At 41.6% G+C, this 24,922-nt stretch carries 22 protein-coding genes; 11 read left to right on the forward strand and 11 right to left on the reverse strand.

Annotated elements, in window-relative coordinates; genetic code table 11:
• Window positions 1-6: 6 nt before the first annotated feature.
• The gene (gene mnmG / locus ACO53F_RS06930) at window positions 7-1,923 is read left to right on the forward strand and encodes a tRNA uridine-5-carboxymethylaminomethyl(34) synthesis enzyme MnmG (protein WP_485137852.1); all 1,917 of its coding nucleotides are present in this window, start codon (window positions 7-9) and stop codon (window positions 1,921-1,923) included.
• A gap of 79 nt (window positions 1,924-2,002) precedes the next feature.
• Here the strand turns inward: mnmG and treR are convergent, their stop codons facing one another.
• From treR to rnpA, 7 genes are all read right to left on the reverse strand, one after another.
• The gene (gene treR, locus ACO53F_RS06935; RefSeq protein ID WP_303823210.1) at window positions 2,003-2,722 is read right to left on the reverse strand and encodes a trehalose operon repressor; all 720 of its coding nucleotides are present in this window, start codon (window positions 2,720-2,722) and stop codon (window positions 2,003-2,005) included.
• A gap of 75 nt (window positions 2,723-2,797) precedes the next feature.
• Complete coding sequence (locus tag ACO53F_RS06940; protein WP_485137853.1) at window positions 2,798-3,892, reverse strand: GerMN domain-containing protein; 1,095 nt, start codon at window positions 3,890-3,892, stop codon at window positions 2,798-2,800.
• A 212-nt stretch (window positions 3,893-4,104) separates the two neighbouring features.
• Window positions 4,105-5,766 carry an alpha,alpha-phosphotrehalase gene (gene treC / locus ACO53F_RS06945; RefSeq protein WP_485137854.1) on the reverse strand — a complete coding sequence of 554 codons (1,662 nt, stop codon included), beginning with the start codon at window positions 5,764-5,766 and terminating at the stop codon, window positions 4,105-4,107.
• 56 nt (window positions 5,767-5,822) lie between these two features.
• Window positions 5,823-7,334, reverse strand: a complete 1,512-nt coding sequence (treP, locus tag ACO53F_RS06950) for a PTS system trehalose-specific EIIBC component (RefSeq protein WP_485137855.1) — start codon at window positions 7,332-7,334, stop codon at window positions 5,823-5,825.
• Window positions 7,335-7,513: 179 nt separating this feature from the next.
• On the reverse strand, window positions 7,514-8,329 hold the full coding sequence (gene jag / locus ACO53F_RS06955; protein ID WP_485137856.1) for an RNA-binding cell elongation regulator Jag/EloR: 816 nt from the start codon (window positions 8,327-8,329) through the stop codon (window positions 7,514-7,516).
• 27 nt (window positions 8,330-8,356) lie between these two features.
• The gene (locus ACO53F_RS06960; RefSeq protein ID WP_303823203.1) at window positions 8,357-9,178 is read right to left on the reverse strand and encodes a YidC/Oxa1 family membrane protein insertase; all 822 of its coding nucleotides are present in this window, start codon (window positions 9,176-9,178) and stop codon (window positions 8,357-8,359) included.
• 9 nt (window positions 9,179-9,187) lie between these two features.
• The gene (gene rnpA / locus ACO53F_RS06965) at window positions 9,188-9,535 is read right to left on the reverse strand and encodes a ribonuclease P protein component (protein WP_023392569.1); all 348 of its coding nucleotides are present in this window, start codon (window positions 9,533-9,535) and stop codon (window positions 9,188-9,190) included.
• 220 nt (window positions 9,536-9,755) lie between these two features.
• Here rnpA and ACO53F_RS06970 point away from each other — a divergent pair, with 220 nt between their 5' ends.
• Window positions 9,756-10,403: a metal-binding protein ZinT gene (locus tag ACO53F_RS06970; protein ID WP_291427621.1), complete on the forward strand. Its 648-nt coding sequence runs from the start codon at window positions 9,756-9,758 to the stop codon at window positions 10,401-10,403.
• Between the two features lie 53 nt (window positions 10,404-10,456).
• Here ACO53F_RS06970 and ACO53F_RS06975 read toward each other — a convergent pair whose 3' ends face one another.
• A complete protein-coding gene (locus ACO53F_RS06975) occupies window positions 10,457-12,043 on the reverse strand; it encodes an ATP-binding cassette domain-containing protein (protein ID WP_485137857.1) in 1,587 nt (528 codons plus the stop codon).
• 126 nt (window positions 12,044-12,169) lie between these two features.
• On the opposite strand from ACO53F_RS06975, the gene ACO53F_RS06980 reads away from it, so the two are divergent.
• Window positions 12,170-13,030: a helix-turn-helix domain-containing protein gene (locus tag ACO53F_RS06980; protein WP_485137858.1), complete on the forward strand. Its 861-nt coding sequence runs from the start codon at window positions 12,170-12,172 to the stop codon at window positions 13,028-13,030.
• A 299-nt stretch (window positions 13,031-13,329) separates the two neighbouring features.
• Window positions 13,330-13,419 carry a ZinT/AdcA family metal-binding protein gene (locus tag ACO53F_RS06985; RefSeq protein WP_485137859.1) on the forward strand — a complete coding sequence of 30 codons (90 nt, stop codon included), beginning with the start codon at window positions 13,330-13,332 and terminating at the stop codon, window positions 13,417-13,419.
• A 71-nt stretch (window positions 13,420-13,490) separates the two neighbouring features.
• Here the strand turns inward: ACO53F_RS06985 and ACO53F_RS06990 are convergent, their stop codons facing one another.
• The 3 genes from ACO53F_RS06990 to rpmH all read right to left on the reverse strand — a co-directional run bounded on the left by ACO53F_RS06990 (window position 13,491) and on the right by rpmH (window position 14,922).
• The gene (locus ACO53F_RS06990; RefSeq protein WP_485137860.1) at window positions 13,491-14,018 is read right to left on the reverse strand and encodes a methyltransferase family protein; all 528 of its coding nucleotides are present in this window, start codon (window positions 14,016-14,018) and stop codon (window positions 13,491-13,493) included.
• 21 nt (window positions 14,019-14,039) lie between these two features.
• On the reverse strand, window positions 14,040-14,702 hold the full coding sequence (locus ACO53F_RS06995; protein WP_485137861.1) for an NAD(P)H-dependent oxidoreductase: 663 nt from the start codon (window positions 14,700-14,702) through the stop codon (window positions 14,040-14,042).
• Window positions 14,703-14,787: 85 nt separating this feature from the next.
• Window positions 14,788-14,922 (reverse strand): 50S ribosomal protein L34, encoded by a 135-nt coding sequence (rpmH, locus tag ACO53F_RS07000; RefSeq protein WP_023392574.1) that lies wholly within the window; start codon window positions 14,920-14,922, stop codon window positions 14,788-14,790.
• A gap of 488 nt (window positions 14,923-15,410) precedes the next feature.
• Between rpmH and dnaA the strand changes: the two genes are divergently transcribed.
• The 7 genes from dnaA to ACO53F_RS07035 all read left to right on the forward strand — a co-directional run bounded on the left by dnaA (window position 15,411) and on the right by ACO53F_RS07035 (window position 24,920).
• Window positions 15,411-16,775: a chromosomal replication initiator protein DnaA gene (gene dnaA / locus ACO53F_RS07005; RefSeq protein ID WP_485137862.1), complete on the forward strand. Its 1,365-nt coding sequence runs from the start codon at window positions 15,411-15,413 to the stop codon at window positions 16,773-16,775.
• Window positions 16,776-16,948: 173 nt separating this feature from the next.
• Window positions 16,949-18,100: a DNA polymerase III subunit beta gene (gene dnaN, locus ACO53F_RS07010; protein WP_070756469.1), complete on the forward strand. Its 1,152-nt coding sequence runs from the start codon at window positions 16,949-16,951 to the stop codon at window positions 18,098-18,100.
• 148 nt (window positions 18,101-18,248) lie between these two features.
• Window positions 18,249-18,479 carry a S4 domain-containing protein YaaA gene (gene yaaA / locus ACO53F_RS07015; protein ID WP_023392577.1) on the forward strand — a complete coding sequence of 77 codons (231 nt, stop codon included), beginning with the start codon at window positions 18,249-18,251 and terminating at the stop codon, window positions 18,477-18,479.
• A complete protein-coding gene (recF, locus tag ACO53F_RS07020; RefSeq protein ID WP_485137863.1) occupies window positions 18,469-19,623 on the forward strand; it encodes a DNA replication/repair protein RecF in 1,155 nt (384 codons plus the stop codon). Before yaaA ends, recF begins: the two co-directional genes overlap by 11 nt.
• Window positions 19,589-21,511 (forward strand): DNA topoisomerase (ATP-hydrolyzing) subunit B, encoded by a 1,923-nt coding sequence (gene gyrB / locus ACO53F_RS07025; RefSeq protein ID WP_485137864.1) that lies wholly within the window; start codon window positions 19,589-19,591, stop codon window positions 21,509-21,511. Before recF ends, gyrB begins: the two co-directional genes overlap by 35 nt.
• A gap of 32 nt (window positions 21,512-21,543) precedes the next feature.
• Entirely contained in the window at window positions 21,544-24,060 is a 2,517-nt protein-coding gene (gyrA, locus tag ACO53F_RS07030; RefSeq protein ID WP_485137865.1) for a DNA gyrase subunit A, read from the forward strand.
• Window positions 24,061-24,194: 134 nt separating this feature from the next.
• Window positions 24,195-24,920: an ABC transporter permease gene (locus tag ACO53F_RS07035; protein WP_485137866.1), complete on the forward strand. Its 726-nt coding sequence runs from the start codon at window positions 24,195-24,197 to the stop codon at window positions 24,918-24,920.
• Window positions 24,921-24,922 lie beyond the last annotated feature (2 nt).

The following is a 24,922-nucleotide window of genomic DNA, read 5'->3' on the forward strand; positions in this document are numbered from 1 at the left end:
AAAACCATGCAAGAATTCTCTGCTGGCCACTATGAAGTCATTGTTGTCGGCGCTGGCCATGCCGGTTCAGAAGCCGCATTGGCGGCAGCTCGTATGGGCTGTCGCACCTTGCTCTTAACCATTAGCTTAGAAATGGTAGCCTTTATGCCCTGCAACCCTTCTGTAGGGGGGCCTGCCAAGGGTGTTGTCGTTCGAGAAATCGATGCCCTCGGTGGCGAAATGGGCCGCAATATTGATAAGACCTACATCCAAATGCGCATGCTCAACACTGGGAAGGGACCAGCTGTCCAAGCCCTACGCGCCCAGGCAGACAAACATGCTTATGCGACCGCTATGAAACAAACCATTGAAGCCTGTCCTAACCTAGACCTTAAACAAGGCCTAGTTGACCGACTAGTAGTAGAAGAAGGACAAGTCCGTGGCGTTGTCACTTCGACTGGCGCCCGCTATAGTGCTGAGGCCGTTGTCTTAACTGCTGGTACCTCTTCACGCGGTCAAATCATCATTGGTGAGCTCAAGTATTCCTCTGGTCCCAACAATACCCTGCCATCTCAGAAACTGTCTGAACACCTTTTGGACTTGGGCTTTGAATTAGCTCGTTTCAAAACTGGAACACCTATGCGTATCCATAAGTCTAGCATTAACTATGACGCCATGGAAATTCAACCTGGTGATAGCCAACCCAACCATTTTTCCTTCTTAACACCAGATGCTGACTACCGACCTGACTTTGTCCCATGTTGGCTGACCCATACTAGCCAAAATACGCATGAGGTCATCAAGGCTAACCTCCATCGCGCCCCTATGTTTACCGGCATCGTGGAGGGGGTAGGGGCACGTTATTGTCCTTCTATCGAAGACAAAATCGTACGTTTCAGCGATAAGCCTCGCCATCAGATTTTTGTGGAGCCAGAAGGACTCACAACCGATGAAATGTATATTCAGGGTTTATCCACCTCCATGCCAGAAGATGTCCAGCTTCAGATGCTACATTCTGTAGCGGGTCTGGAAAATGCCAAACTCATGCGACCAGGCTACGCCATTGAATACGACGTGGTTATCCCGCATCAATTGCGTGCCAGCTTAGAAACCAAATTAGTACGTGGCCTCTATACAGCTGGCCAAATGAACGGGACTAGTGGCTACGAAGAAGCGGCTGGCCAAGGCCTTATTGCTGGCATTAACGCAGCTCGTCAAGTCCAAGGGCAAGACCCACTTATCATCAAACGGAGTGACGGCTATATTGGCGTCATGATTGACGACTTAGTTACCAAAGGGACCACAGAGCCTTATCGTCTCTTAACTTCCCGGGCAGAGTATCGTCTCTTGCTACGCCACGATAATGCTGATTTGCGTCTGACTGAAATTGGCCACCAAATTGGCTTGGTCGATGACCAACGCTATGCAACCTATCTAGCTAAGAAAGCCCTAGTTGACGCTGAAATCAAACGATTGAAGAAAATTACCTTGACGCCTAAGACGCCCGGCCTTCAGGAACTCTTTGAACGTGTCGGCTCTTCATCCCTCTTAGACGGTATCAGCGCCTTCAATCTGCTCAAGCGACCAGAGATTCGCTACTTAGATTTAGTGACTATCATTCCTCGACCAGAAGGGCCACTGGAACGCCAGGAAGCTGAACAAGTTGAAATCCAGATTAAGTATGAAGGTTATATCCAAAAAGCCATCGAAAAAGTCGAAAAAGTCAAAGCCATGGAAGAAAAACGCATTCCTGAAGATATTGACTACGACGCTATCTTGAATTTGGCTAACGAAGCACGTGACCGACTGAAATTAATTCAGCCGACTACCTTAGCACAAGCTAGCCGGGTCAGCGGCGTTAATCCTGCTGACATTGCCATCTTGTCAGTCTACATCCAACAAGGCAAGATTGCCCGCCTACAAGATCGTCAGTCCCAAGACTAAACGAAAAGCCCCTGAAAGGGGCTTTTCTTCTATATAATAGAGTAAAGAGACAGGGCATCAACCCTGTCTCATTTTTTCATTATTTAATTGAGTGTCTACGACGTGCGAATTCTTGGAAGTGGAACTTCTCCAGTCGCGTGTGGGAAATACTGTATTGGAAGAAGGTAGTATCTTCTAAGTAAACAAAGCTGTCTGTCTTAATGACATAGTCCATAGGTGTTAACTTCATGAGTTCCAAGCCTAGCTCAGACACAATCTCAGCCCGCATATCCTTGGTAGCATAGCTAATATCTAAGTCTAACTGACCTTCTAAGTACTCATAGACGGAGTTTTTAGCCACACGGCTCGGGATAGATGGCACCACGCTACAACGGAACCAGTCTTCATCAATAATCATGACTTCGCCCGCGATAATTCGCGTACGCAATAAGTAAATAAAGCGTTCATTTTCAGTGACGCCTTCTTTACCAATGAGAAAGTCTGGTGCCTTCACGATTTCATTGCGAATTACTCGGGTTTCAGCTTTCATATTTTGATCAGCTTGCAATTCTTTGAAGCTGACAAGACCTGAGATAGGGAATGCAAAACGATTAAAATCTAAAACAGTAGAGCCACGACCTTGTTTCTTATGAATAAAGCCATTTTCTAACAAGAGTTTTTGTGCCTTACGGATGGTTTCACGGGATACATCATAGATTTCAGCTAGTTCATGTTCAGTTGGAATTAATTCACCAATTGGGTAAGTCCCATTTTCAATTTTATGCTTAATGTCTAGATAGACTCTCTCAAATTTATTCATTTTTACACCTCGATACGTATTCTAGCATAATCTGTGATTTTGTGAAAGAGTTTATTCAGATTTTTTTCGATTTTTTTACGGATTAGACCCTAACCAGCTTGGATTTACTTCCCAAATACCATTAGCCGGAATTGGTAAGGTATCTGGTGATAGAATTAAGCCTCCAACTGTCAGCTTCACTTGGCTAACACCATAGTAATCAGCAATTGTTTGAACGATGGCTGGCAAGACAGCTGTCTCACGAGCAGTGTGTTGATTCATAGCAGCTACCACACCTGGTGTAAAATCTACAGTAGCTATTTGAGAATCAATTTTTATATCTTTGACTTCAACAGATGCATTAATCCATCCTTCTTTACGGAACAATTCTGTAAAAGTCTTACCAGGATTCTGATTAGTCTGCCAAGTTAATTTTCCGGTCCCCTTGGTTAAAATAGGATTCATTTGATTGCTTGGCTTCGCTATATTGATGGACTGAGTAATGCTAACTTGATGTTGGTTTGACTTAAGCGTGAGCGCGATATTCTCACCACCGCTATTAATGGCTTTCTGGCTAGACATAACTAGGCCCTGGTCCTTGGCATAGTAAGTATGGACCTCTTGATCTGAGCGGAAAGTTGTCACTTCAATAACATCCTCATAAGTCGCATCTCCAATTTTTGCGGACTGATAGAGATTTGTTATAGTAGACCGGCTCCCCTGACTATCCTGCCACATGGTTCCGACTTGGATAGGCGCCATGAGATAAGGAATACGGTTCGTGTGACTCACTTGATCTAGGTGGCTAGTGGTATCTAAACTGTCAAGCGCCTGCCAAGAAATTTGCCAGCCTTCCTTAGTTAGTTGATAGATTGAGACATTAGCACGTCCATTCGGTAGAAGGGTTCGGATTTGCCATAATTGGCGGTTATTATCAGTATAATCTGTGTAAACCAACTGGGTCCCTTCACTCGTCTCGAATTCTTTCAGTTGATTAATACCATTAGGTGTATAGTGACTGATATCATATTGTGTTGCCTCTGGCGCCTTTTGCCACGCTGAAGTATCTACTTCACCTGAAATTTCTGTCATGCTAGCACTTGTCTCTGCCGTGGAATTATTGGTAGTCCCTTGTCGGTCAGCAGCCTTCTTGTCTATTGATGCCTGAACATCTGGACTAATGTGAATCATGGGTTCCTGCTTGCAAGCACTTAATAGCAATACAAACCCAACAAGAAGAATCCCTCTTTTCATGTCGCTGCCCCTTTCTTTCCTATTTTTCTCTAGCATATTCGTCTTATTTTACCATGCTAGAAAGGATTTTACCATTCTTCATTTCTATCTAGTCCCACCTGGCAGATAAAAAGGACAAATCCCTGGGAATTTGTCCTTTAACACTGAGCTTATTCTGTTTCAAATAAGAAAGCAACGGCTTCATAAGCCCCTAGAGTCAATCTATCAGCATATTGGACTGGCCCATTGCCAATCAACTTAGTCGCCGTCCGACCACGAAAGGCCTGAGGTAATTCAATTTCTACAATTCCGTCATAAAAATGTCCTAGAACTAGTAATTGTTGCCCTTCATATTCTCTTACAAAGGCCATGATGCTAGGATGATCCAAGAATAAACCACGGTAAGTTCCATCCGAAATCACATCATAGTCCTTTCGCAAGCGAATGAGCTCTTGATAATAGCTATAAATCTTACCTTCTGCTAATTCCTTCTCAACATTAATAGTAGGATAGTTAGCTGCAACTTCTAGCCATGGCGTGGCCTTGGTAAAGCCTGCATGAGCGGTCCCATCCCATTGCATAGGTGTACGGCTGTTGTCGCGGGATTTGGCCTGAATAATGTCCATAGCTTTTTCGTGGGAATAACCCTTTTCTCTCATAATTCGGTAGTTATTATGTGTCTCCACATCATTGTATTGGGCCAATTCTTGGTAGCCTGGGTTAGTCATGCCGATTTCTTCACCTTGGTAGATATAAGGCGTCCCACGCAATAAATGGGTAACTGTTGCAAGCAAGGTTTGGGTTTGATAAGGATAATTTACCACATCTCCAAAACGGTTGTTAGATCGAGGTTGATCGTGATTGTTGAAGAAGAGGGCATTCCATCCTTGTCCGTCAGACATGCCTGTTTGCCACTCATCTAAAATCCGCTTAAGCTCTAAGAAATCAAAAGCTGGATTGGACCATTTTTCCCCATCTTCGTAATCCACCTTGAGATGATGGAAGGAGAAAATCATAGACAATTCTTGATCTTTAGGATTGGTGTAGCTAATCCCATTTTCAATTGTAGTGGATGACATCTCCCCCACTGTAACGATTTCTTGGTCTTGCCCAAAAGTAGCTTGGTTCAATTCCCGAATCCAAGTATGTACAATGGGCGTATCTGTATAGAGGGACTTCTCCTGACTAGAGCCGGGAGCTTGGCTATCAACTAATTCTTCTGACTTGCCGATGACATTCAAAACATCGAAGCGGAAGCCTTTGACCCCTTTTTGACGCCAGAAATTCACCACTTGGTGGAGTTCTTGCCGAACCTGAGGATTGTGCCAATCTAAATCTGCCTGCGTCACATCATAAAGATGTAAATAATATAAGTCGGTCTGGCCAAATCGTTCCCAGGCAGGTCCGCCAAACTTAGACTCCCAGTTGGTTGGCAAACTACCGTCAGCCTTAGCAGGTCTTAAATAGAAGTAGGCTTGATACTTAGGGTCCCCTGCCAAGGCATTTTTGAACCATTCATGTTCCGTCGAAACATGGTTCAAGACCATGTCTAGCATGAGCCCAATACCGCGTTTGTCAGCTTCCGCCACTAATTCTTCAAAATCTGCCATAGTCCCAAAAGCTGGGTCAATGGCACAATAATCCGAAATATCATAGCCATTATCATGTTGTGGGGAAGGGTAAAAAGGATTCAACCATATTAAATCAATACCTAAACCCGCTAAATAGTCTAGTTTTTCGATAATACCACGTAAGTCTCCCATCCCATTCCCTGTCGTGTCTTTGAAAGATTTAGGATAGAGTTGATAGACAACCTTTTTCGATAAGCGCATAAGAACCTCCTTTCAAAAGGGCTAAGATGATTATCCTAGCCCCATAGCCTCTACTTTTACTTGTTAAAGAATGGAATATCAAAGTCAAGGGCCTTGTTATCCAAGAACTTGAATTGACGATTAAAGAAGAGTGTTACAACAAATGGCACCACTAAAGCGACTGCCATGCAGACAAAGAACATTGCCATCGAACCCGGTTGAATTGCGAGGAATCCTGGCAGACCCCCAACCCCAATAGCGTTAGAAGTCACCTTATAAGTCGTCGCAATCAAACCCGCAATACTTGAGCCAATCATGCCGGCAAGAAATGGATAGAGATACTTCAGGTTAACCCCAAAGAGGGCTGGCTCAGTAACCCCTAGGTAACATGAAATAGTAGACGGCACTGTAATTTGGTTTTGCTCTTCGTCCTTACGTGTCAACCACCAGACAGCCAAAACAGCGGAACCTTGGGCAATGTTTGAGAGGGCAATCATTGGCCAGAGGCCTGTCCCATTGAAACGAGCAATGAGTTCTGAGTCAATCGCGTTAGTCATGTGATGAAGACCGGTGATAACTAGCGGTGCATAGAAGGCACCAAAAATAGCACCAAAGAGCCAAGAGAAAGTACCAGTCAACCCTGCTCTAACAATCTGTGAAATCCAGTCACCAATTGTCCAACCAATTGGACCTAAAACTGTGTGAGCTAAGATTACTGCAGGAACTAGGGCTAAGAATGGCACTAGAATCATGGACAGAACTTCAGGCACCACTTTACGCCAGAAGATTTCAAGATATGACAGGGCCAAACCTGCTAAAATAGCCGGAATGACTTGAGCTTGATAACCAACAGCATTAAGTTTAAAGAATCCAAAATCCCAGAATTTAAGGGTTTGTTCTTTTGCTGCCTGAACATAATCATAGGCATTAGTCAAACGACCTGATACAAGGGTAATCCCAAGTACAATCCCTAGAATTTGAGTTGTCCCCATCTTACGTGTAACCGACCAGACAATCCCTACCGGTAAGAAGTGGAAGATGGCTTCACCCGGTAACCACAGGAAGTCATTAACCCCACTCCAGAATTGAGAAACATCCACAATTGTGTTATAGAGTATAGTGCCATCTGGATTAAATTGGGCTTGTCCATTAACAAAATGCTGTCCTAAAAATTCAAGTGGCACATTTTCTAGAATATTGCGGAACCCTAGAATCAAGCCTCCTACGATAATAGCTGGAATGATTGGGGCGAAAATTTCTGCCATGGTGGTCATGGCACGCTGTAAGAGACTTTGGTTCTTCTTAGCAGCCGCCTTAACTTGATCCTTACTAGACTCACCTACACCAGAGACTGCTTGGAATTCTTTGTAGAATTCAGAGACTGCATTACCAATAATGACCTGAAATTGGCCCGCTTGAGTAAAGCTACCCTTAACAGATGGTAGAGCCTCGATTGCCTTGACATCTGCCTGGCTAGGGTCGACCAAGGCAAAACGCATCCGTGTTGCACAGTGGGTCACTGCTGAGATGTTTTCCTTGCCACCAATTAAGGACAATAATTGCGTCGCATCTTGTTTGAAGTTTGACATCCTTTTTTCCTCCTTTTAAACTTGTCTGTACAAATTTATAATCTCATTGTATCACTTATCACAGTGAATGCAAGCCTTTTTTGTAAGAGTTTTCTTGTTGTGAAAACTTACTTCCATAATAAATCAGCTGTAACTGACTTATGGGTCAATTACAGCTGATTTTACTTTGTTATTTTCATTTAGTTTTCATACTCAACCACTAAATATCGGTTAGGTTCGACCCCTTCAGAGTGGGTCTTAACATGTTCGATTTGGCTAAGATGAGAGTGAATTTGCTTACGCTCGAAAGCTGGTAGAGGGTCTAAAATCACCGCTTGCTTAGTCTTAAGGACTTGGCGAGCCGTACGCTCTGCAATGCTTTCTAAAATTCCTGCTCGACGATCGCGATAGTCACCCACATTAAGTAGAACTGCTACACGACGATGATGTCCGCGATGAACCATGACTTGAGCCAAGGATTGTAAGGCATCAATAATTTTACCGTGCTTACCGATAATCAAACCAGATTTGTCTGTTTCAATATTGAAATGTACTTCGCGGGAACTTGCTTCTACACTAACCTTTGCTTCAGCGCCAAAAGCCTTAATGACATCTTCAAGGTAATGTGCCACTGCTTCGAGGCTAACTGAAGCTTCGGTTTTTTCTTCGGACTCAACCACTTCTTCTGTTTCTTCCACAAGAACAGTTTCTTCAACAAGTGGACTCACTTCTTGGCTTGGCACAACTGGCTCCGCGACTACTTGACTTTCAAGAGCTACAGCTGCTGCCACTTCTTCAACTTCTGTGGTTTCTTCAGCTAAGTCGTTGAGCGAGATTTTAGTTTTGGCACTAATTTCAACAATGGCATCTTGTTTACCAAAGCCGAAGAGACCCTTCTTACCTTCATTAATGACCGTTACCACCGCTTGATCTTCAGTGATATTAAGTTTTGATAAGCCGATTTTGACTGCTTGTTCCACGCTAGGTGCTTTAATCGTAACACTGTTATCTAACATAAAAGAACGCTCCTTTACTTATACTAACTATTTAACCTTCTTCAGCGCTTTACGTAAACGACGCTGACGGGCTTTTTCTTCTTGGCGTTTTGCTTCTCTTTGGGCAATAATCTTGTATGGGTTATAGAAGATAAAGGTTTGGACAACCCGTACCGCATTGGACACCACCCAATAGAGAGTAACCGCTGCTGGGAAGTTGAAGGATACCAAGAGAATCATGGCCGGTGCCACATAAGTCATGGCTTTGCTGGCGCCATTTTGGATAGGATTAGCCTTGACTGTTAGGTATGAGCTATACCAGGTTAATACTGCGGCTAAAATTGGTAAGATGAAGTAAGGGTCTGCCTTACCCAAGGCTAGCCAGAGGAAGTGGCCATCCCGTAAAACTTCAGTTCGAGTAATTACCTGATAGAGGGCGAACATTACTGGCAATTGAATGAGAAGCGGTAAACATCCTGCAAATTGGTTAACACCGCGTTCCTTCATCAAATCCTGTTGAGCCTGCTGGAGGGCTTCCATGGACGCACGATCTCGGTTAGGGAATTGTTTTTTCAGTTCTTCAATTTCAGGTTGGATTTCAGCCATTTGGAATTGCGAATCCATCTGCATCTTGGTCAGAGGGGTTAACGCAACCAAAATAATAATGGTAAAGAGAATAATACCTAAGCCGTAACTGCCTCCCAGTAAATTGGATAACCAAATAATGAATTGAGAGAGGGGGTAGATGATGTAGCCATCCCAGACACCACTACTGTTGGCGTCGACATTTGATGTGGCACCGCAACCCGCTAAGAAGATTGGCAAGGCCAAGAGCATGGCTGCTTTCATCCATCGCGATAAATTTTTCATTGAAACCTCCTATGAATGGGATGATAATAACTTTGCAACGGTCATGACATGACGCAGGGATTGACGCACCGTAGCTTGATCCTTGTCCTTAATATCAGGTCGAGCAATGAGAAGATAATCATATTCGTGGGGGATCTCATGCTCTAAATCCTGCAAGGATTGACGGAGATAACGTTTGACCTTATTGCGCATGACAGCATTCCCGATACGTTTTCCAACCGATAATCCGACGCGAAAATGTGCTTGTTCAGGTTTCGGATAGACATAAAGCACTAACTGCCGGTTGGCGTAAGTCTGGGCATGGTGATAGACATGTTGAAATTCACGTTCTTTCTTGATTCGATAAGCTTTCTTCATGGTCTCTCCTTATTCTGCCTCAAGTGCAAAGTATTTCCCTACTATTATACCGTATTTTGCAAGCTTTTACATCTATAATTGTGTTTTGGAGCGGTTTTTCTTTTCATCTTTTGTAAGCTTATGGTGATTTGCTTAAGTTTATAAAACGTAATGGTTGCTTTTTATAACCTTATCCTTTATACTATAAAAAGTAATCGTTACTTTTATAAAGGAGAAGAATATGAAACGTACTTTATTTTTATTACTGAGTCTCTTTGCTCTAGCAGTGAGCCCCATCTCTGCTTTTGCCCATGGCAACCACTCCCACCACGAAGTAAAACCGCATCAGAAAGGGGTTTTTGAAGACAGCCAAGTCTCTGACCGGACCTTAAGCGACTATAGTGGTGACTGGCAATCTGTCTATCCTTATATGGAAAGCGGAGAACTAGATATGGTCATGCGCTACAAATCTAAGGCAGAAGGTGCAACCAAAACTTTCGAAGAATATAAGGAATACTATCTAGCGGGTTACAAGACAGATGTCACTCGAATCGTGATTGACGGCGATAGCGGCAAAATTACCTTCTATAAAGGGGACCAAGCTAGCACGGCAACCTACCGCTACGATGGCTATAAGATTCTAACCTATAAATCTGGTAAAAAAGGGGTCCGTTATCTCTTCACGGCCGAAGGCGATAGCCAAGGAGCACCTAAACACATTCAATTCTCTGACCATGAGATTGGGCCTACCAAAGCCGAACACTTCCATATTTTTGCTGGCGATCAAGACCACGAAAAATTATTGGAAGAAATGGAAAATTGGCCAACCTACTACCCAAGCGATCTTGATGTCTATGAAATCATCGATGAAATGATTGCCCACCATTAATATTATAAAACTAGGCTACGAGATTTATTCATCTCGTAGCCTAGTTTATTTTTTTAAGTTAGTTGAAGGACTCCATCAAGCTGTTGAAGGACTTCTGGATGTAAGTGATGTGTAACCATGATAAGCATTTTATCCTTTTGTTGGATAAGTAAATTTTCTATTTTTAGCATAGTTTCTTGATCTAATCCAGATGTACTTTCATCCAATAAAAGAATAGGTTTATCATGTAAAAGGGCACGGGCAATAGAAAGTCGTTGGAGTTGTCCTCCAGATAATAGACTGCCTTTGTCACCTATCTTTGTATTTAATCCATCTGGAAGCTGATTGATTACTTGTTTTAGATCAAGAGCCTCTAAAATTTTATATATGTAGTCGACCGATAATTCTTCTCCAAAAGTCAAATTTTCTAAAATAGTACCCTCAATTTGGCTATCGTGCTGATTAATATAAATCATATTTTCATAAAGTGAATCATAATCTACATCTAAAATACTATTTTCTCCATAGCGTATAGTCCCTTGATAGTGCCTATTTTTACCTGCTAATAGATTCAACAAAGTAGATTTACCTGAACCACTATTTCCAGTAATGGCGTATTTTCCACCCATCTTAAACCGGTATGATAAACCAGTAAATAATGGATTCTCTTGATAGGCAAAACTAATATTTTCTAAGCTTAATTCGTCTATAGGTGTTAGATTTTGAGAAATATAATGAGCTGGTTCTAATGCCTCAAATTTATCGAAAATAGGCTTGCTACTCTTGATAATGGCAAGATACTGGCTAATGTTACTTACTGTATTAAAAATATCACCCGCTAAAGAAGCAGTTGCTGATAAAGAACCAATTGTAACGATTTGTTGAACTGCTAAATAACCAGTCAAAGCATAAAGAGAGAACTGACTCAATATATTTCCTAGACCGCTTATCACAGTCACCCAACCAATCTCTTTCTGATAATTATTTTTTTTTTGAGCCAGATGATCTGATGCCTGTTCTGTCTTCTTGATAATATAAGAAAACTTTCGATAAGAAAAAATTGTATCATAAGCCATTAAATAGTTGCCAATCTTCTGTATGAATTCCTCATTTGCTTGAGCCACTTGACGAGTGGTACGCTCCATCCTTCCGGAAAATAATTTGGGGATAAAAAGTAACACAAGAACTAGACTCGCCGTTAAAGCAATTAATGACCAATGCATAGTTAGGAGAGCAATTCCAGATGTAATGGCATTAATAATTCCTCCTATCAAGGCATACAGGGGAACCAAAGACTGTTTTTCGATTAAGTCCATATCATTGGTGAACCAAGAAACATATGATTGAGACTCCTTAGACTTAAAATCTTCATAGTCAATTTGGCTCATTTTTTTCAGTACTTTAATTCGTAAAAACGTTGTTTGCTGCTGAATTAATTTGCTCTGATATCTTATTTTTAAGTAAGTCATTCCTAGCATTATCAAATAGGCCATCAATAAATAGCCCATCGCCTGCAAAAAATTGATAAGATTTAAGCTAATGAGCGCATCTAAAATAAAAATTTGCATCAAGCTAGTCGCCGTTAGCGCGAGCGCATTGCCTAACAAGATGATTACCATCAGGAGATTTTCCTTCCAAAAATGTTTGATGAGCTGTTTCATTTATATTCCCTACTTTCTCTTTATTCCAAATTTCTAATTTTGTTTCACATTTACATTATTAATTCTATCGCTTAAACTATAATCGTAGATAAAAATGTCGTATACGACATAAAGGAGAGATTGCAGATGGAAATTGGCGAAGCTCTATATTATTATCGTAAAAAATTAGGCCTAACAATGGAAGAAATGTCCGTCGGTATCGTGACTCCTTCGTTTTACTCGAAGGTAGAAAAAGGTATCCACCGTATTTCAGCTGAAGATTTATTTAATATTCTTAATACACATGGCATTGATATCACGAAATTTGTAAGGTCTGTTAATATTTCAAGCGATTCACTTGGTTTTGATCGCGCGCAGCATCAAATTCTTCAATACTATACACGCTATCAAAGTCAAAATCTAACTCAGTTGAAAAGTCAATTTCAAGGTGATAAGAGTCTTAATCAACTTGAAAAAGATTTACTTACGGCAATTGTTGATGTCTATCTGGCCGACTTAAACGATGATATATCCATGGTTGCAGAAAATACCAAACATTTTCTGCAAGATAAGCTTTTCAAGGCTGAAAACTGGGATAGCTATAAATTATCTTTATATACTAATATTATGGATTTATATGACCTAGAAGCTAACCGTCAAATGATTTTTTCTATACTTCGAAAAAATCTTGATGCTTATACAAGTAAACAACGAATGACGATATTAGCAATTCTTAATAATTTTATTTATACTTGTATCAGAGAGAATGAAGATGAACTAGCTCGCTACTGTCTAACAATCATAAATAAAGAAGTTACTTTATACGAAAATCTTCCAGAAAAAATACATGCGCTATTTTACCAAGAACTATTAGCCTATCGAGCTACTCCACACTCTTTACATGCAGACAAAATTGAACGCATCATTGATTCTCTTAGTCTATATGGGCTCGAGGAGACTAGTCATCAATTTCGGAAATTCTATGAAGAAAATAAAAGCTGTGAATGATAGCATTCACAGCTTTTATTCATTACCCAATTTCTAATTCTAACTTCACTCGAATCTTCACTGTGGTTTCCTCCTTCCAATATATTAGGTGAGACTAGAAATCACAATGAATAGATAAGTGATTTTTAAATTCGATCACCTTGATATGACACTAGTATATCCTCCACATGGTTGATAATTTAAAATACGGCTAATTCGAATAATAATTGTCGAATACGAAAAAAACTTATTCCCAAGTAAATCGATAGGAATAAGGTTTTTATATATTATTTATTTAACCCAAGTCACTAATTGATTCAGTGTTGGAAGAGATGGAAAATTGGTCAACCTACTATCCAAGCAATCTTGATGTCTATGAAATCATCAATGAAATGATTGCCCACCATTAATTTAAAAAGCCAGACTTGGAGGGATAAACCCCCTAGTCTGGCTTTTTTTAAATTAGATAATACATAATTATTTAAATATAACGTCGGACCCTTTTCATGTAGTCCTTATAGCTTTTTCCAAATTTTGCTAGACACCATCTTTCTTCAGAAAGAATAATCCAATGTGCCGAAATCTGGAAGATTAAGACTATTATCAACATTGGCACAGACTGTGTTAAAAAAGACATTCCTAAGAAACAAATAAAATAGGCCACATACATCGGATTTCTTGAGAATTTATAAATACCGTTAATGTTTAACCCATTAACATCTGGCAATACGAAGCATACAAGAGAAATTGCACATAATAGGATACCTACTATAAAAAAGACAATTCCGCAATAAAATAAAAGTGAATCATCAATTTTTACTGATGAGACTATTAAGCATATGAACAATCCAATATTGGATACCTGATAAATGTAATATGCTATTTTTTCTGATTTTTGTAGTGGAGCAAAATATGCAGCTCGCTGTATCTCTTCCCTCTTTATGATTGCTAATAACCCGAATCTTACTATTAAGAATAGCAGCAAAAGCAAAATCCCAGCCGCTATCATCCCTCCTCAAAAGTACATCATTTATTTAACCCAAGTCACTAATTGATCTAGTGACTGACGAGTCTTTCGAGGAACTGAGCCAATTCCATAGCCGAAAGCTACCATGACAGAGACACCCCATTCACTAGGATCTATTAGACCACGTTCAGTTAACAAATCAGTCACTGCCTGGCGATTGAAGCCTTCCATAGCCAGAGAATCAATTCCCCGCAAGGCTGCAACCTGCATCATCTGTGCTAGTGCCAGATAGGACTGCTTGCTAGCCCAATCGAAGGTGGCCCGTTCAGAGCTCAATAAATCGAAATCTTCCTTCTGGAAGGTCTCGAAGCGTTGTTGCTTAAATTCACAGAAGTCCTCAGGCAGTCCTTGAATTTCCCGCATCATGTAATCAATATAAGGCGCATCATAGCGCAAATTAGCTTGCGTACGCGATAAAATGATGACAAAATGGCTAGCTGATGCTAAAGCTTTCTGAGCACCCAGGGCGATAGGAGCCAAGGCTTGCTTGAGTGATTCCGATTCAATGACTAAAAAGTGCCAAGGCTCAAACCCATAAGAACTAGGGGCTAATTGGCCGGCTTCTAAAATCAAGTGGAAATCCTGGTCAGAAATCTTACGATTGGGATCATAGTCGCGACAAGCATAACGTCGCTTAAGTAAATCTCGAATAGCTTCTGGGGTCATGATAGGGTCCTTTCTTTAGGTGGCTTACTATATATAAGAAGAAAGGCCGCTTCTGGTTTAGAAGCGGCCTGTTAAGGTCTCAGAATTATTGAGCTAGACGTTTGCGGCCTTTTTGGCGGCGACGTTTTAAGACGTTACGGCCGTTTTTAGTGCTCATACGTTTACGGAAACCATGCACTTTTTTACGTGTACGTTTCTTTGGTTGGTAAGTTCTCTTCATGCGATCCACCTCCTGCTGCATTCTTGTGTAGAGTACTAGATTAGTTTAATGAAGTTAGGGCTGAAAGTCAAGGATTTTTGTAACTTTTGCTAAACTTTCTCTGTCTTAAGTAGGCACTGAATTCGACTTACTGTGCACAAATGTGTGGATAAGTAGAATAAGTTGTGCATAAGTCTCAACTATATCCACAAGCTATTTTAAACTTATCCACATTTTTAAACTTATGCACATTTTAGCGACTTATGCACAGAAATTAGTTGATAATTGCCACAAAAGCTTATATAATAAGGTTTGTATGACTTTCACTTATGCACACCTAACTGTGTTTTTCTCTCTAAATGGACTTTATCCACACTTTTCATGCACCTGTGGATAAGTTTCCGTTTATATGTGGATAGAGGGACTTATCCACAGGAACTAGAGATAGTAAGCCGATTATGCTATAATAGAAGTGATTGATTCTGCTTATGAAAGAGGTGACCCCGTCAATGGAAGAAAAAGAGCTATTTTGGCAAGAACTCCTAGAATATATTCGCCACTATGGTGGTTTAGACGAAAAGACTTTTGAAGCTTTCGTTTCTAGTGCTGACATCATGGAATTAACAGAAAACTCCTTTAAACTACGCGTTCCCAATAGTCTTATTCGCAACTTCTGGGAACAGGGGAAACTTAAGAATGTTGTAGTGGACTTTTCCTTATCTACCTTTGGTCGTCAGTACCAAGCTAAATATGTGGTATCTCCTTCTAAGCAGCAAATAAATACGCCAGTAGTCCAGACGCCAGTTCATATTTCTCCCTTGGAGATGGAACCCAATGAACCGAGTTCTTATAGTCGCTCCCAATTAAATCCTAACTATACCTTCTCTAATTTCGTCATCGGGGAGGCCAATAAAATGGCCCATGCAGCAGCCTTGACCGTCTGTGACGCGCCGGGAGAGACTTACAACCCTTACCTGATTTATGGGGGCGTAGGGCTAGGTAAAACCCACCTCATGCAGGCTATTGGGAACGAAATCCTTAGCCGCCAACCACATGCTAAGATTAAATATGCTACGACAGAGTCCTTTACTAATGACTTTATTACGGCTTTAGAGAAAAACACAATCGAAGAATTCCGCCATATGTACCGGAAGATTGATGTGCTCTTGATTGATGATATTCAGTTTTTAAGTAATAAAAACAAGACGCGCGAAGAATTCTTCCATACCTTTAATGAACTCTATAATCACGGCAAACAGATTGTTATGACCTGTGACCGTCTGCCAAGTTCCTTAAGTGGCTTAGAAGATCGACTGATTAGTCGCTTTGCTTGGGGCTTACAGATTGATATTACGCCACCAGACTTCGAAACGCGGATTGCCATCTTACGTAAGAAAGCAAGTAATGAATTTTCGGCCGATACCCTGCAATATATCGCCAGCCATGTGAATACCAATATCCGGGAACTAGAAGGTGCCTTGACGCGGGTCACAGCCTATGCGACTATCCACAACCGCGAAATTACCACTAATTTAGCGGCCGAAGCCCTGTCCAGTCTCCTCAATGGAACTCCAACTATGAGCGATAAGCTATCCATTGATGAGATTGTCACCCAGGTTGGACGCTACTATAATGTCGAAATAGATGAATTAAAGGGTAAGAAACGGACTAAGGAAATCGTTCATCCCCGTCAAGTCGCCATGTATCTCTGTCGTGAATTAACGGATGTTTCCTTCCCTAAAATTGGCGAAGCCTTCGGCAAGCGTAATCACACCACCATTATCCATGCCTATGAGAAAATCAATGACGAATTACAACATAATGCTCGACTCAAACAGGAGCTCAGTGAGCTCAAACAAAAACTAGGTCAGTAAGCTTGTTGATATGTCTAAACACTTGTGGATAATTATGCACAGGGTTTTCCACATGTAAAAATCCCTTTATCTTCCCACTCAAGAAAGTCTTCCACAGAATCCACAAGCCTTATGATGAAGAAGACTATATATATTTATCTTATTATATTTATGAATAAAAGGAGTCGACCACCATGCATTTTTCGATTAACCGTGATTACTTCATTAATCAACTCAACCATGTTGCACGGGCTATTCCAGGTAAAGCAGCTATTCCTGTCTTAACTGGTATGAAGTTAGAGCTTAAATCAGATCGATTGATTTTAACTGGTAGTGACGCTAGCATTTCCATTGAAAGTGTCATTGAAACAAGCCAAGAGGCAGCCCAACTTCAAGTTACTAGACCAGGTAGTATTGTCTTATCAGCACGCCTCTTCATTGATATTGTGCGCAAGCTACCCACTAATCAGGTAGAGATTGAAGTGCAAGACCACTATAATGTTCAATTAACATCAGGTAAAGCGGTCTTTACTATCCAAGGGGTCGACAGTAGCCAATACCCTGTCTTACCAGAAACAGATGAAGATAAGCCTGTCACCTTACCAGGTCTACTATTTAAGAAGTTAATCAACCAAACCATCTTCTCTGCCTCTAACCAAGAAAACCGTCCAATTTTAACTGGTTTGAACCTTTCTTTCCATGATGGTTACTTGACTGGGGTCGCAACTGATAGTCATCGCTTGAGTAAACGCGATATTCCAATTAAGGATCTCAATCCAAGTCTCAAGGGGCTGAATATTACCATTCCTAAGAAAACAGTGATTGAGTTGACTCGTATCTTAGATGACGAAACTAACGTGACTTTCTATGTTATGGCACAGCAACTAGTTTTTCATTTTGATAATCTAGTCATTTACTCTCGTTTACTAGAAGGGACTTTCCCAGATACTAGCCGCTTAATTCCAACTACTTACAATACAGAATTAACCGTCAACACCCAATCCTTTAGCCAAGCTTTGGAGCGGGCAGCGCTCTTAGTCCATGTGGCTAAGTCTAATGTGGTTCAACTCAAAATGAGTCAAGGCAGTGTGGCGCTTCTAGTACAAGGTATTTCGATTGGTCAGTCTACTGAAGAGTTAAGCTATGATAGCTTGGAAGGGGACGACTTAACAATTGCCTTCAACCCTGATTACATGCGTGATGCCGTCAAATCCTTTGGTGATACCACCATTAAATTAGGCTTTATCTCAGGTGAACGGCCATTATTGCTCCGCGAAGATAAAGTTGAAGAAGGTCACAATGACTTGATTCAACTCTTAACGCCAATCCGTACTCACCACGCTTAAAATCTAAAACTAAAAAAAAGCGCCTTTTTAGGCGTTTTTTTATTTAGCTAACTATGGGGCTTATTTGCTAGAAAAATTGCTTAAATCGATAAAAAAGAGTATAATTAGAGGGTAAAGGTCTAAAATCAAGATAGGTTAAGGTGATAAAATGGCAAGACAAGAAATAAGCATTGAGTCAGATTTCATTACCCTAGGACAGGTATTGAAAAATGAAGGCATCATTGCAACAGGTGGCCAAGCCAAATGGTTTCTGTCAGAAGAAAAGGTCTTGGTAAATCAGGAGCAGGAAACACGCCGAGGTCGCAAGCTCTATCCAGGGGATCAGGTCACCATTCCGGCTTTGGATTTTGATGCCTTGATGGTTGCAGATGAAGCTTAAGACCTTAAAGTTAAGCCATTTTCGTAATTACCAAGGGATTGAGCTTTGCCTAGGACCAGGTTTAACTATTCTGACAGGTGAAAATGCCCAGGGCAAGACCAACCTCTTAGAATCGATTTTTCTCTTGTCTTTGGCTAAAAGTCACCGGACGAATCATGACAGTGAAATGATTGAATGGGACCAAGAACAAGCAAGGATTGAAGCGGTCATCGAGACCAAGAACTATGAAATTCCCCTGGCTTTAACCTTGACCAAAAAAGGCAAGGTAGCTCAGGTTAATTACCTAGATCAATCGAAGCTTAGCCATTTTGTGGGGCAATTCAATACGGTTCTATTTGCGCCAGAAGATATGCAACTAATCAAGGGGGCACCTAATTTACGGCGTCGTTTCCTAGACATCGAGTTAGGTCAGGCCAATCCCATTTATCTTAATCACCTCCTAACCTACCAGCGTTTGCTTAAACAGCGCAATAGCTACCTCAAGCAGGAGGGACGGGGCAAGAAATTCGATCAAGTCTTCTTTGAAATTTTGACTGAGCAACTTTGCCAAGAAGGTGCTCATTTGATTCAATATCGCATGGAATTTCTTGAAAAATTAGGGCAAATCGCTAGTCCTATCCATCAGAATCTATCCAATGGTCGTGACCAGTTGCATCTCGAATATGTTAATGGTAGCCAAGTATATCAACCTTTATCCTTAGAGGAAAGAATCAAGCAACTCCTCGATCAAGCTAGCACTTATGCCAGTCGTGAGCGTGATCAAGGAACGACCTTGTTTGGGCCTCATCGCGATGATTTTATGACCTATGTAAATGATAAAAAAGCCCAATTCTTCGGGTCTCAGGGTCAGCAACGTACCATTGTCTTGAGTTTAAAACTGGCTGAAATTGAGCTCATTAAACAAGCACGAGGCGAATATCCCGTTCTACTCTTAGATGATGTCTTATCAGAGCTAGATGATGATCGCCAACATATTTTGATGTCTTATATTAAAGATAAGGTCCAGACCATCCTGACGACTGCGACGATTAAGGGCCTTAAACTACATCAGTTGCCTCATGCCGAGATTTTCTATATCTCAGCAGGTAACATCAGTAAAGGAGCACACTATGACGGAACAAATGCAAGCACCCCAACAGTATGATGCGGGTCAGATTCAGGTCTTAGAAGGTTTAGAAGCCGTCCGCAAGCGTCCCGGTATGTATATTGGGTCTACCTCGATTGTTGGTTTACACCATTTAGTTTGGGAAATTGTGGATAACTCAATCGATGAAGCTTTGGCTGGTTATTGTGACCATATCGAAGTAACCATTGAAGCCAATAATAGTATTACCGTTCAAGATAATGGACGGGGGATTCCTGTTGATATTCAACCTCAAACAGGCCGTCCAGCGGTTGAGACTGTCTTTACGGTCCTCCATGCCGGTGGTAAATTTGGCGGTGGCGGTTATAAGGTATCGGGGGGTCTCCACGGTGTGGGGGCATCTGTCGTAAACGCCTTGTCTACTGAATTAACCGTTCAAGTTTCGCGTGACGGAAAACTCTATCAACAACGTTACCACCGTGGAGCTGTTGAAGGCGACCTCGAAGTTATCGGTCAAGCCACGGAAACAGGGACCAAGGTCAACTTCTTACCAGACCCTGCTATCTTTACTGAGACTACGGTTTTTGAATACGAGCGTTTGAAGAAGCGAATTCGCGAGCTAGCCTTCCTTAACAAAGGTTTACGGATTACCATTGAAGATAAGCGTCTAGACCAAGAAGAAAAAGATAGCTTCCACTATGAAGGTGGGATTAAGAGCTATGTACAACACCTCAATCAACATAAGACGCCAATTTTTGAAGAACCAATTTACATTGAAGGCGAAGTCGATGATATCCAAGTCGAAATTTCCATGCAGTATACGGATAGTTATCATACAACCATTTTGTCCTTTGCCAACAATATTCACACCCATGAGGGTGGGTCTCACGAAGCCGGCTTTAAGACTGGTTTAACGCGGGTTATCAATGATTATGCACGTAAGATGAACTTAATCAAGGATAATGACGAGAATCTAACCGGTGAAGATGTCCGTGAAGGTTTAACCTTGGTTCTCTCTATCAAACACCCAGATCCTCAATTTGAGGGGCAAACCAAGACAAAATTAGGTAACTCCGAAGTAAGAGCCATCACAGACCGACTCTTCTCCAATGGGTTTGATGTTTACCTTATGGAAAATCCTAAAGTGGCACGCATTATTGTCGATAAAGGGATTTTAGCGGCTAAGGCTCGTATGGCGGCTAAGCGTGCACGGGAAATGACAAGACGTAAGTCAGTCATGGAAATTAGTAACCTACCGGGTAAATTAGCTGACTGTTCTAGCCGTGAAGCGGAACTCTGCGAATTATTTATCGTCGAGGGGGACTCAGCCGGCGGTTCAGCTAAGCAGGGTCGTTCGCGTATGTACCAAGCCATTTTACCTATTCGTGGTAAAATCCTTAACGTTGAAAAAGCGTCCATGGATAAAATCCTTAATAACGAAGAAATTCGTTCCCTCTTTACTGCCATGGGAACAGGCTTCGGGGGAGAATTCGATGTAGCTAAAGCTCGTTATCATAAGCTTATTCTTATGACCGATGCGGACGTCGATGGGGCTCACATCAGAACCCTACTCCTGACCTTGATTTATCGCTATATGCGTCCACTTTTAGATGCAGGTTATGTTTATATTGCTAAACCACCGCTCTATCAAGTTAAACAAGGTAAGCGTGCTATTTACCTAGATACTGATGCAGAACTCAAGGAGTGGCAAGAAGAAAATCCTAACGCGCGTTACACCATTCAGCGCTATAAGGGTCTTGGGGAAATGAACGAAGACCAATTATGGGAAACAACCATGAATCCAGAAAATCGCCGTATGTTACAGGTGACGGTGGAAGATGCTATTGAAGCGGAAGCCGTCCTGGAAATGTTGATGGGTGACGATGTAGAACCACGGCGGGCCTTCATTGAAGATAATGCTGTCTATGTCGAAAACCTTGATATCTAGCAGGCTGCGACAAGGAGAAAGGAACTAATAGTATGAGTGAAAGCTTTGATCATACACCGCATAATTATGAGGTAGTCAATCTCTCTAACGAGATGCGGACTTCCTTCCTAGATTATGCTATGAGCGTCATTGTTTCTCGGGCTTTGCCTGACGTACGTGACGGACTTAAGCCGGTTCACCGCCGTATTCTCTACGGGATGAATGAAATGGGAGTTACTCCGGATAAACCTTATAAGAAATCTGCTCGTATCGTCGGGGACGTTATGGGTAAATATCACCCACACGGGGACTCGGCGATTTATGAAGCCATGGTCCGGATGGCCCAACCTTTTAGTTATCGGGAACTACTAGTTGATGGGCATGGTAACTTTGGTTCTGTCGATGGCGACGGGGCAGCCGCGATGCGGTATACTGAAGCGCGTATGTCTAAGATTGCCATGGAAATGCTCAAAGATATCAATAAGGATACCGTTGATTTCAAGGACAACTATTCTCAAGAAGAGAAAGAACCTGTAACTCTTCCCTCTCGTTTCCCTAACGTCTTAGTCAACGGGGCAGCCGGGATTGCGGTCGGGATGGCAACCAATATTCCGCCTCATAACTTAGGCGAAACCATTGATGCCCTCAGTCTCTTGATGAAAAATCCAGAGGTGTCAGTTAATGAGCTGATGGAAGCTTTACCTGGACCTGACTTTCCAACAGGTGGGATTGTCATGGGTAAATCAGGTATCCGCAAGGCCTATCAAACTGGTAAAGGCAAGATTATTGTTCGCAGTCGCGTTGAAATCGAGCAAATGGCTCATGACAAGGAACGAATTGTTGTGACCGAGATTCCCTATGGGGTCAACAAGGCTAAGTTAGTAGAACGGATTGCTGAATTAGCTCGGGAGAAAAAAATTGAAGGGATTACCTATGTGGCCGATGAATCTGGTCGTGAAGGTATGCGGATTGTCGTAGAAGTACGACGCGACACCAGTGCCAATGTCGTGCTCAACAATCTCTATAAATACACCGCCCTTCAAGTTACTTTTGGCTTCAATATGTTAGCTATCGACAAGGGCGTTCCGAAGATCATGAGCCTCAAGGAAATCTTGACCAAGTATTTGGAGTACCAAATCGAAGTTATTCGTCGTCGGACTGAGTTTGAAAAACGCAAAGCCGAAGATCGTGCTCACATCTTAGAAGGTTTGCGTAAGGCATTAGACTTCATTGATGAGATTATTGCCATTATTCGTGGCTCTCACGATACAGAAGTAGCCAAGGCTCAGTTAATTGAACGTTTTGAATTCTCGCCAATTCAGGCCCAAGCAATCCTAGACATGCGTCTGGCTCGCTTGACTGGTTTGGAACGTGAGAAGATTGAAGCAGAATATAACGATTTGATGGAATTAATTCGTCGCTTAACTGAAATTTTAAGTTCAGAAGCCAACATTATGGCCATTATTGAAGACGAATTGGCAGATATCAAGAATCGCTTCCCAGGTGAGCGTCGGACGGAATTGCGTGTTGGTGAATTGACCAGCATCGAAGATGAAGACTTGATTGAGGAAGAAGATGTCTTGATTGCCTTGACTTCTAATGGCTATATCAAGCGGATGACTCAGGATGAATTCCAAGTTCAAAACCGTGGTGGCCGTGGGGTTAAAGGCATGGGAATGAGCGATAACGACAATATCCAAACCCTCGTTTCCTGCTCGACTCATGACAGCCTACTCTTCTTCACCAATAAAGGGAAAGTCTATCAAAGTAAAGGTTATGATATTCCTGAATATGGTCGGACTGCCAAGGGGATTCCAGTGGTCAACCTCCTCAATATCGAGAAGGAAGAATATGTTAAGGAAATCATTGCCCTTCATCCAAGTGAAGAAGATCAATATCTCTTCTTCGTAACCAAGAATGGGATTGTGAAGCGTTCTGACGTTAACGCCTACGCTAACATCCGCAATAATGGTTTGATTGCCCTTAACATGCGCGAAGACGATGAATTAATCAACGTCCTAGTGACGAATGGTCAGCAAAACATTATCATCGGAAGTCACAATGGTTATGCTATGACTTTTGCTGAGACAGATGCCCGTATCATGGGCCGGACAGCGACCGGGGTACGTGGGATGAAACTGCGTGACGGTGATTATGTCGTCGGAGCAGCCGTCTTAAATCCTGAATCCAATGTTTTAGTTGTAACCGAGCGTGGTTACGGGAAACAAACCCCAGCTAGTGAGTATGCTGTTAAGAACCGAGGCGGTAAAGGGATTAAGACCTCTAATATTTCTGCTAAATCCGGTCAGCTTGCTGGTATTGTAGCGACTGAAGGTGATGAGGACCTCATGGTGATGACAGATCAAGGGGTTGTGATCCGCTTCAATATTGCTAGCATCTCTGTCACTTCACGCGCTACCCTTGGGGTCAAAATGATTCGTCTAGATGATGGAGCTAAAGTAAGTTCTATTACCAAGATCATGAAGACAGGTGAAGAAACTCAAGAACTGGCTGAAACGGAAGTAGATACCGAAGAAGCCAAGGATGACTCGGATTCTGAAGAAGAATAAGAAGTTCAATCACGAAGTTGGGTCCCTTTATTGGGAGCCAACTTCTTTTGTTGTCTTAGCATAATTTGACATGATAGTTAAGAAGGGATAAGATTAAGACTTAGAGAAAGGTTTTGAGAGAGGGGGATTATCCCATGAAAACTTGGCAACAAGTCTGGACTCTGGTTGGAGTAAAATTTAAGCAGAGTTTTGCGTCTGTCAAAATATCACCTATGATATATATAACGATTTTATATCCAGTAATAATGAATTTTATTCTTCCAAACGATGTGAGTTCTATAGAACGACAAGGCTTTGTTATGATTATGTTTTTTTCCTTTTTAGGTAGCGTGTCTCCTATTACGCTTGCTATGTTGAATTTAACTGAGGATAAGGAGCATAAAACTTTACGTATTTTATTAGATAGTCATGTTAGGCCTTGGGTTTATTTACTGTCCCTAGTAATTATGACACAGATTACTATGTGGGTGACAGTAATGATAAGCTTTGCCTTATTGAACTTAGATTATCAGTATTTAGGCTCTATTTTTGGGATGATTTTCCATTTTGGTATGTGCTTTCTAATTTCTAGCATCTTAGGATTGATTTTTGGTTTAATATTTGACAGGTCTGCAACAGCAAATGCTGCAAGTATAGTCCCCATGTTAGCCATAGCCTTTATTCCTCTATTTAGTAGAATGAATGACCATTTAGCAGGATTGATGCCTTATTTTTATACTGGACGTGCCAATGCCTGGTTACTTCATTTAGATTATGGCAATCTAGGGATAGACTTCTTGATTTATGGCCTGTGGCTACTAGCTAGTCTGATTGCTTTGACTATTTGTTATCGACAAAGACGGAATCGACTCTATCTATAAAA

Source organism: Abiotrophia sp. (assembly GCF_057275535.1).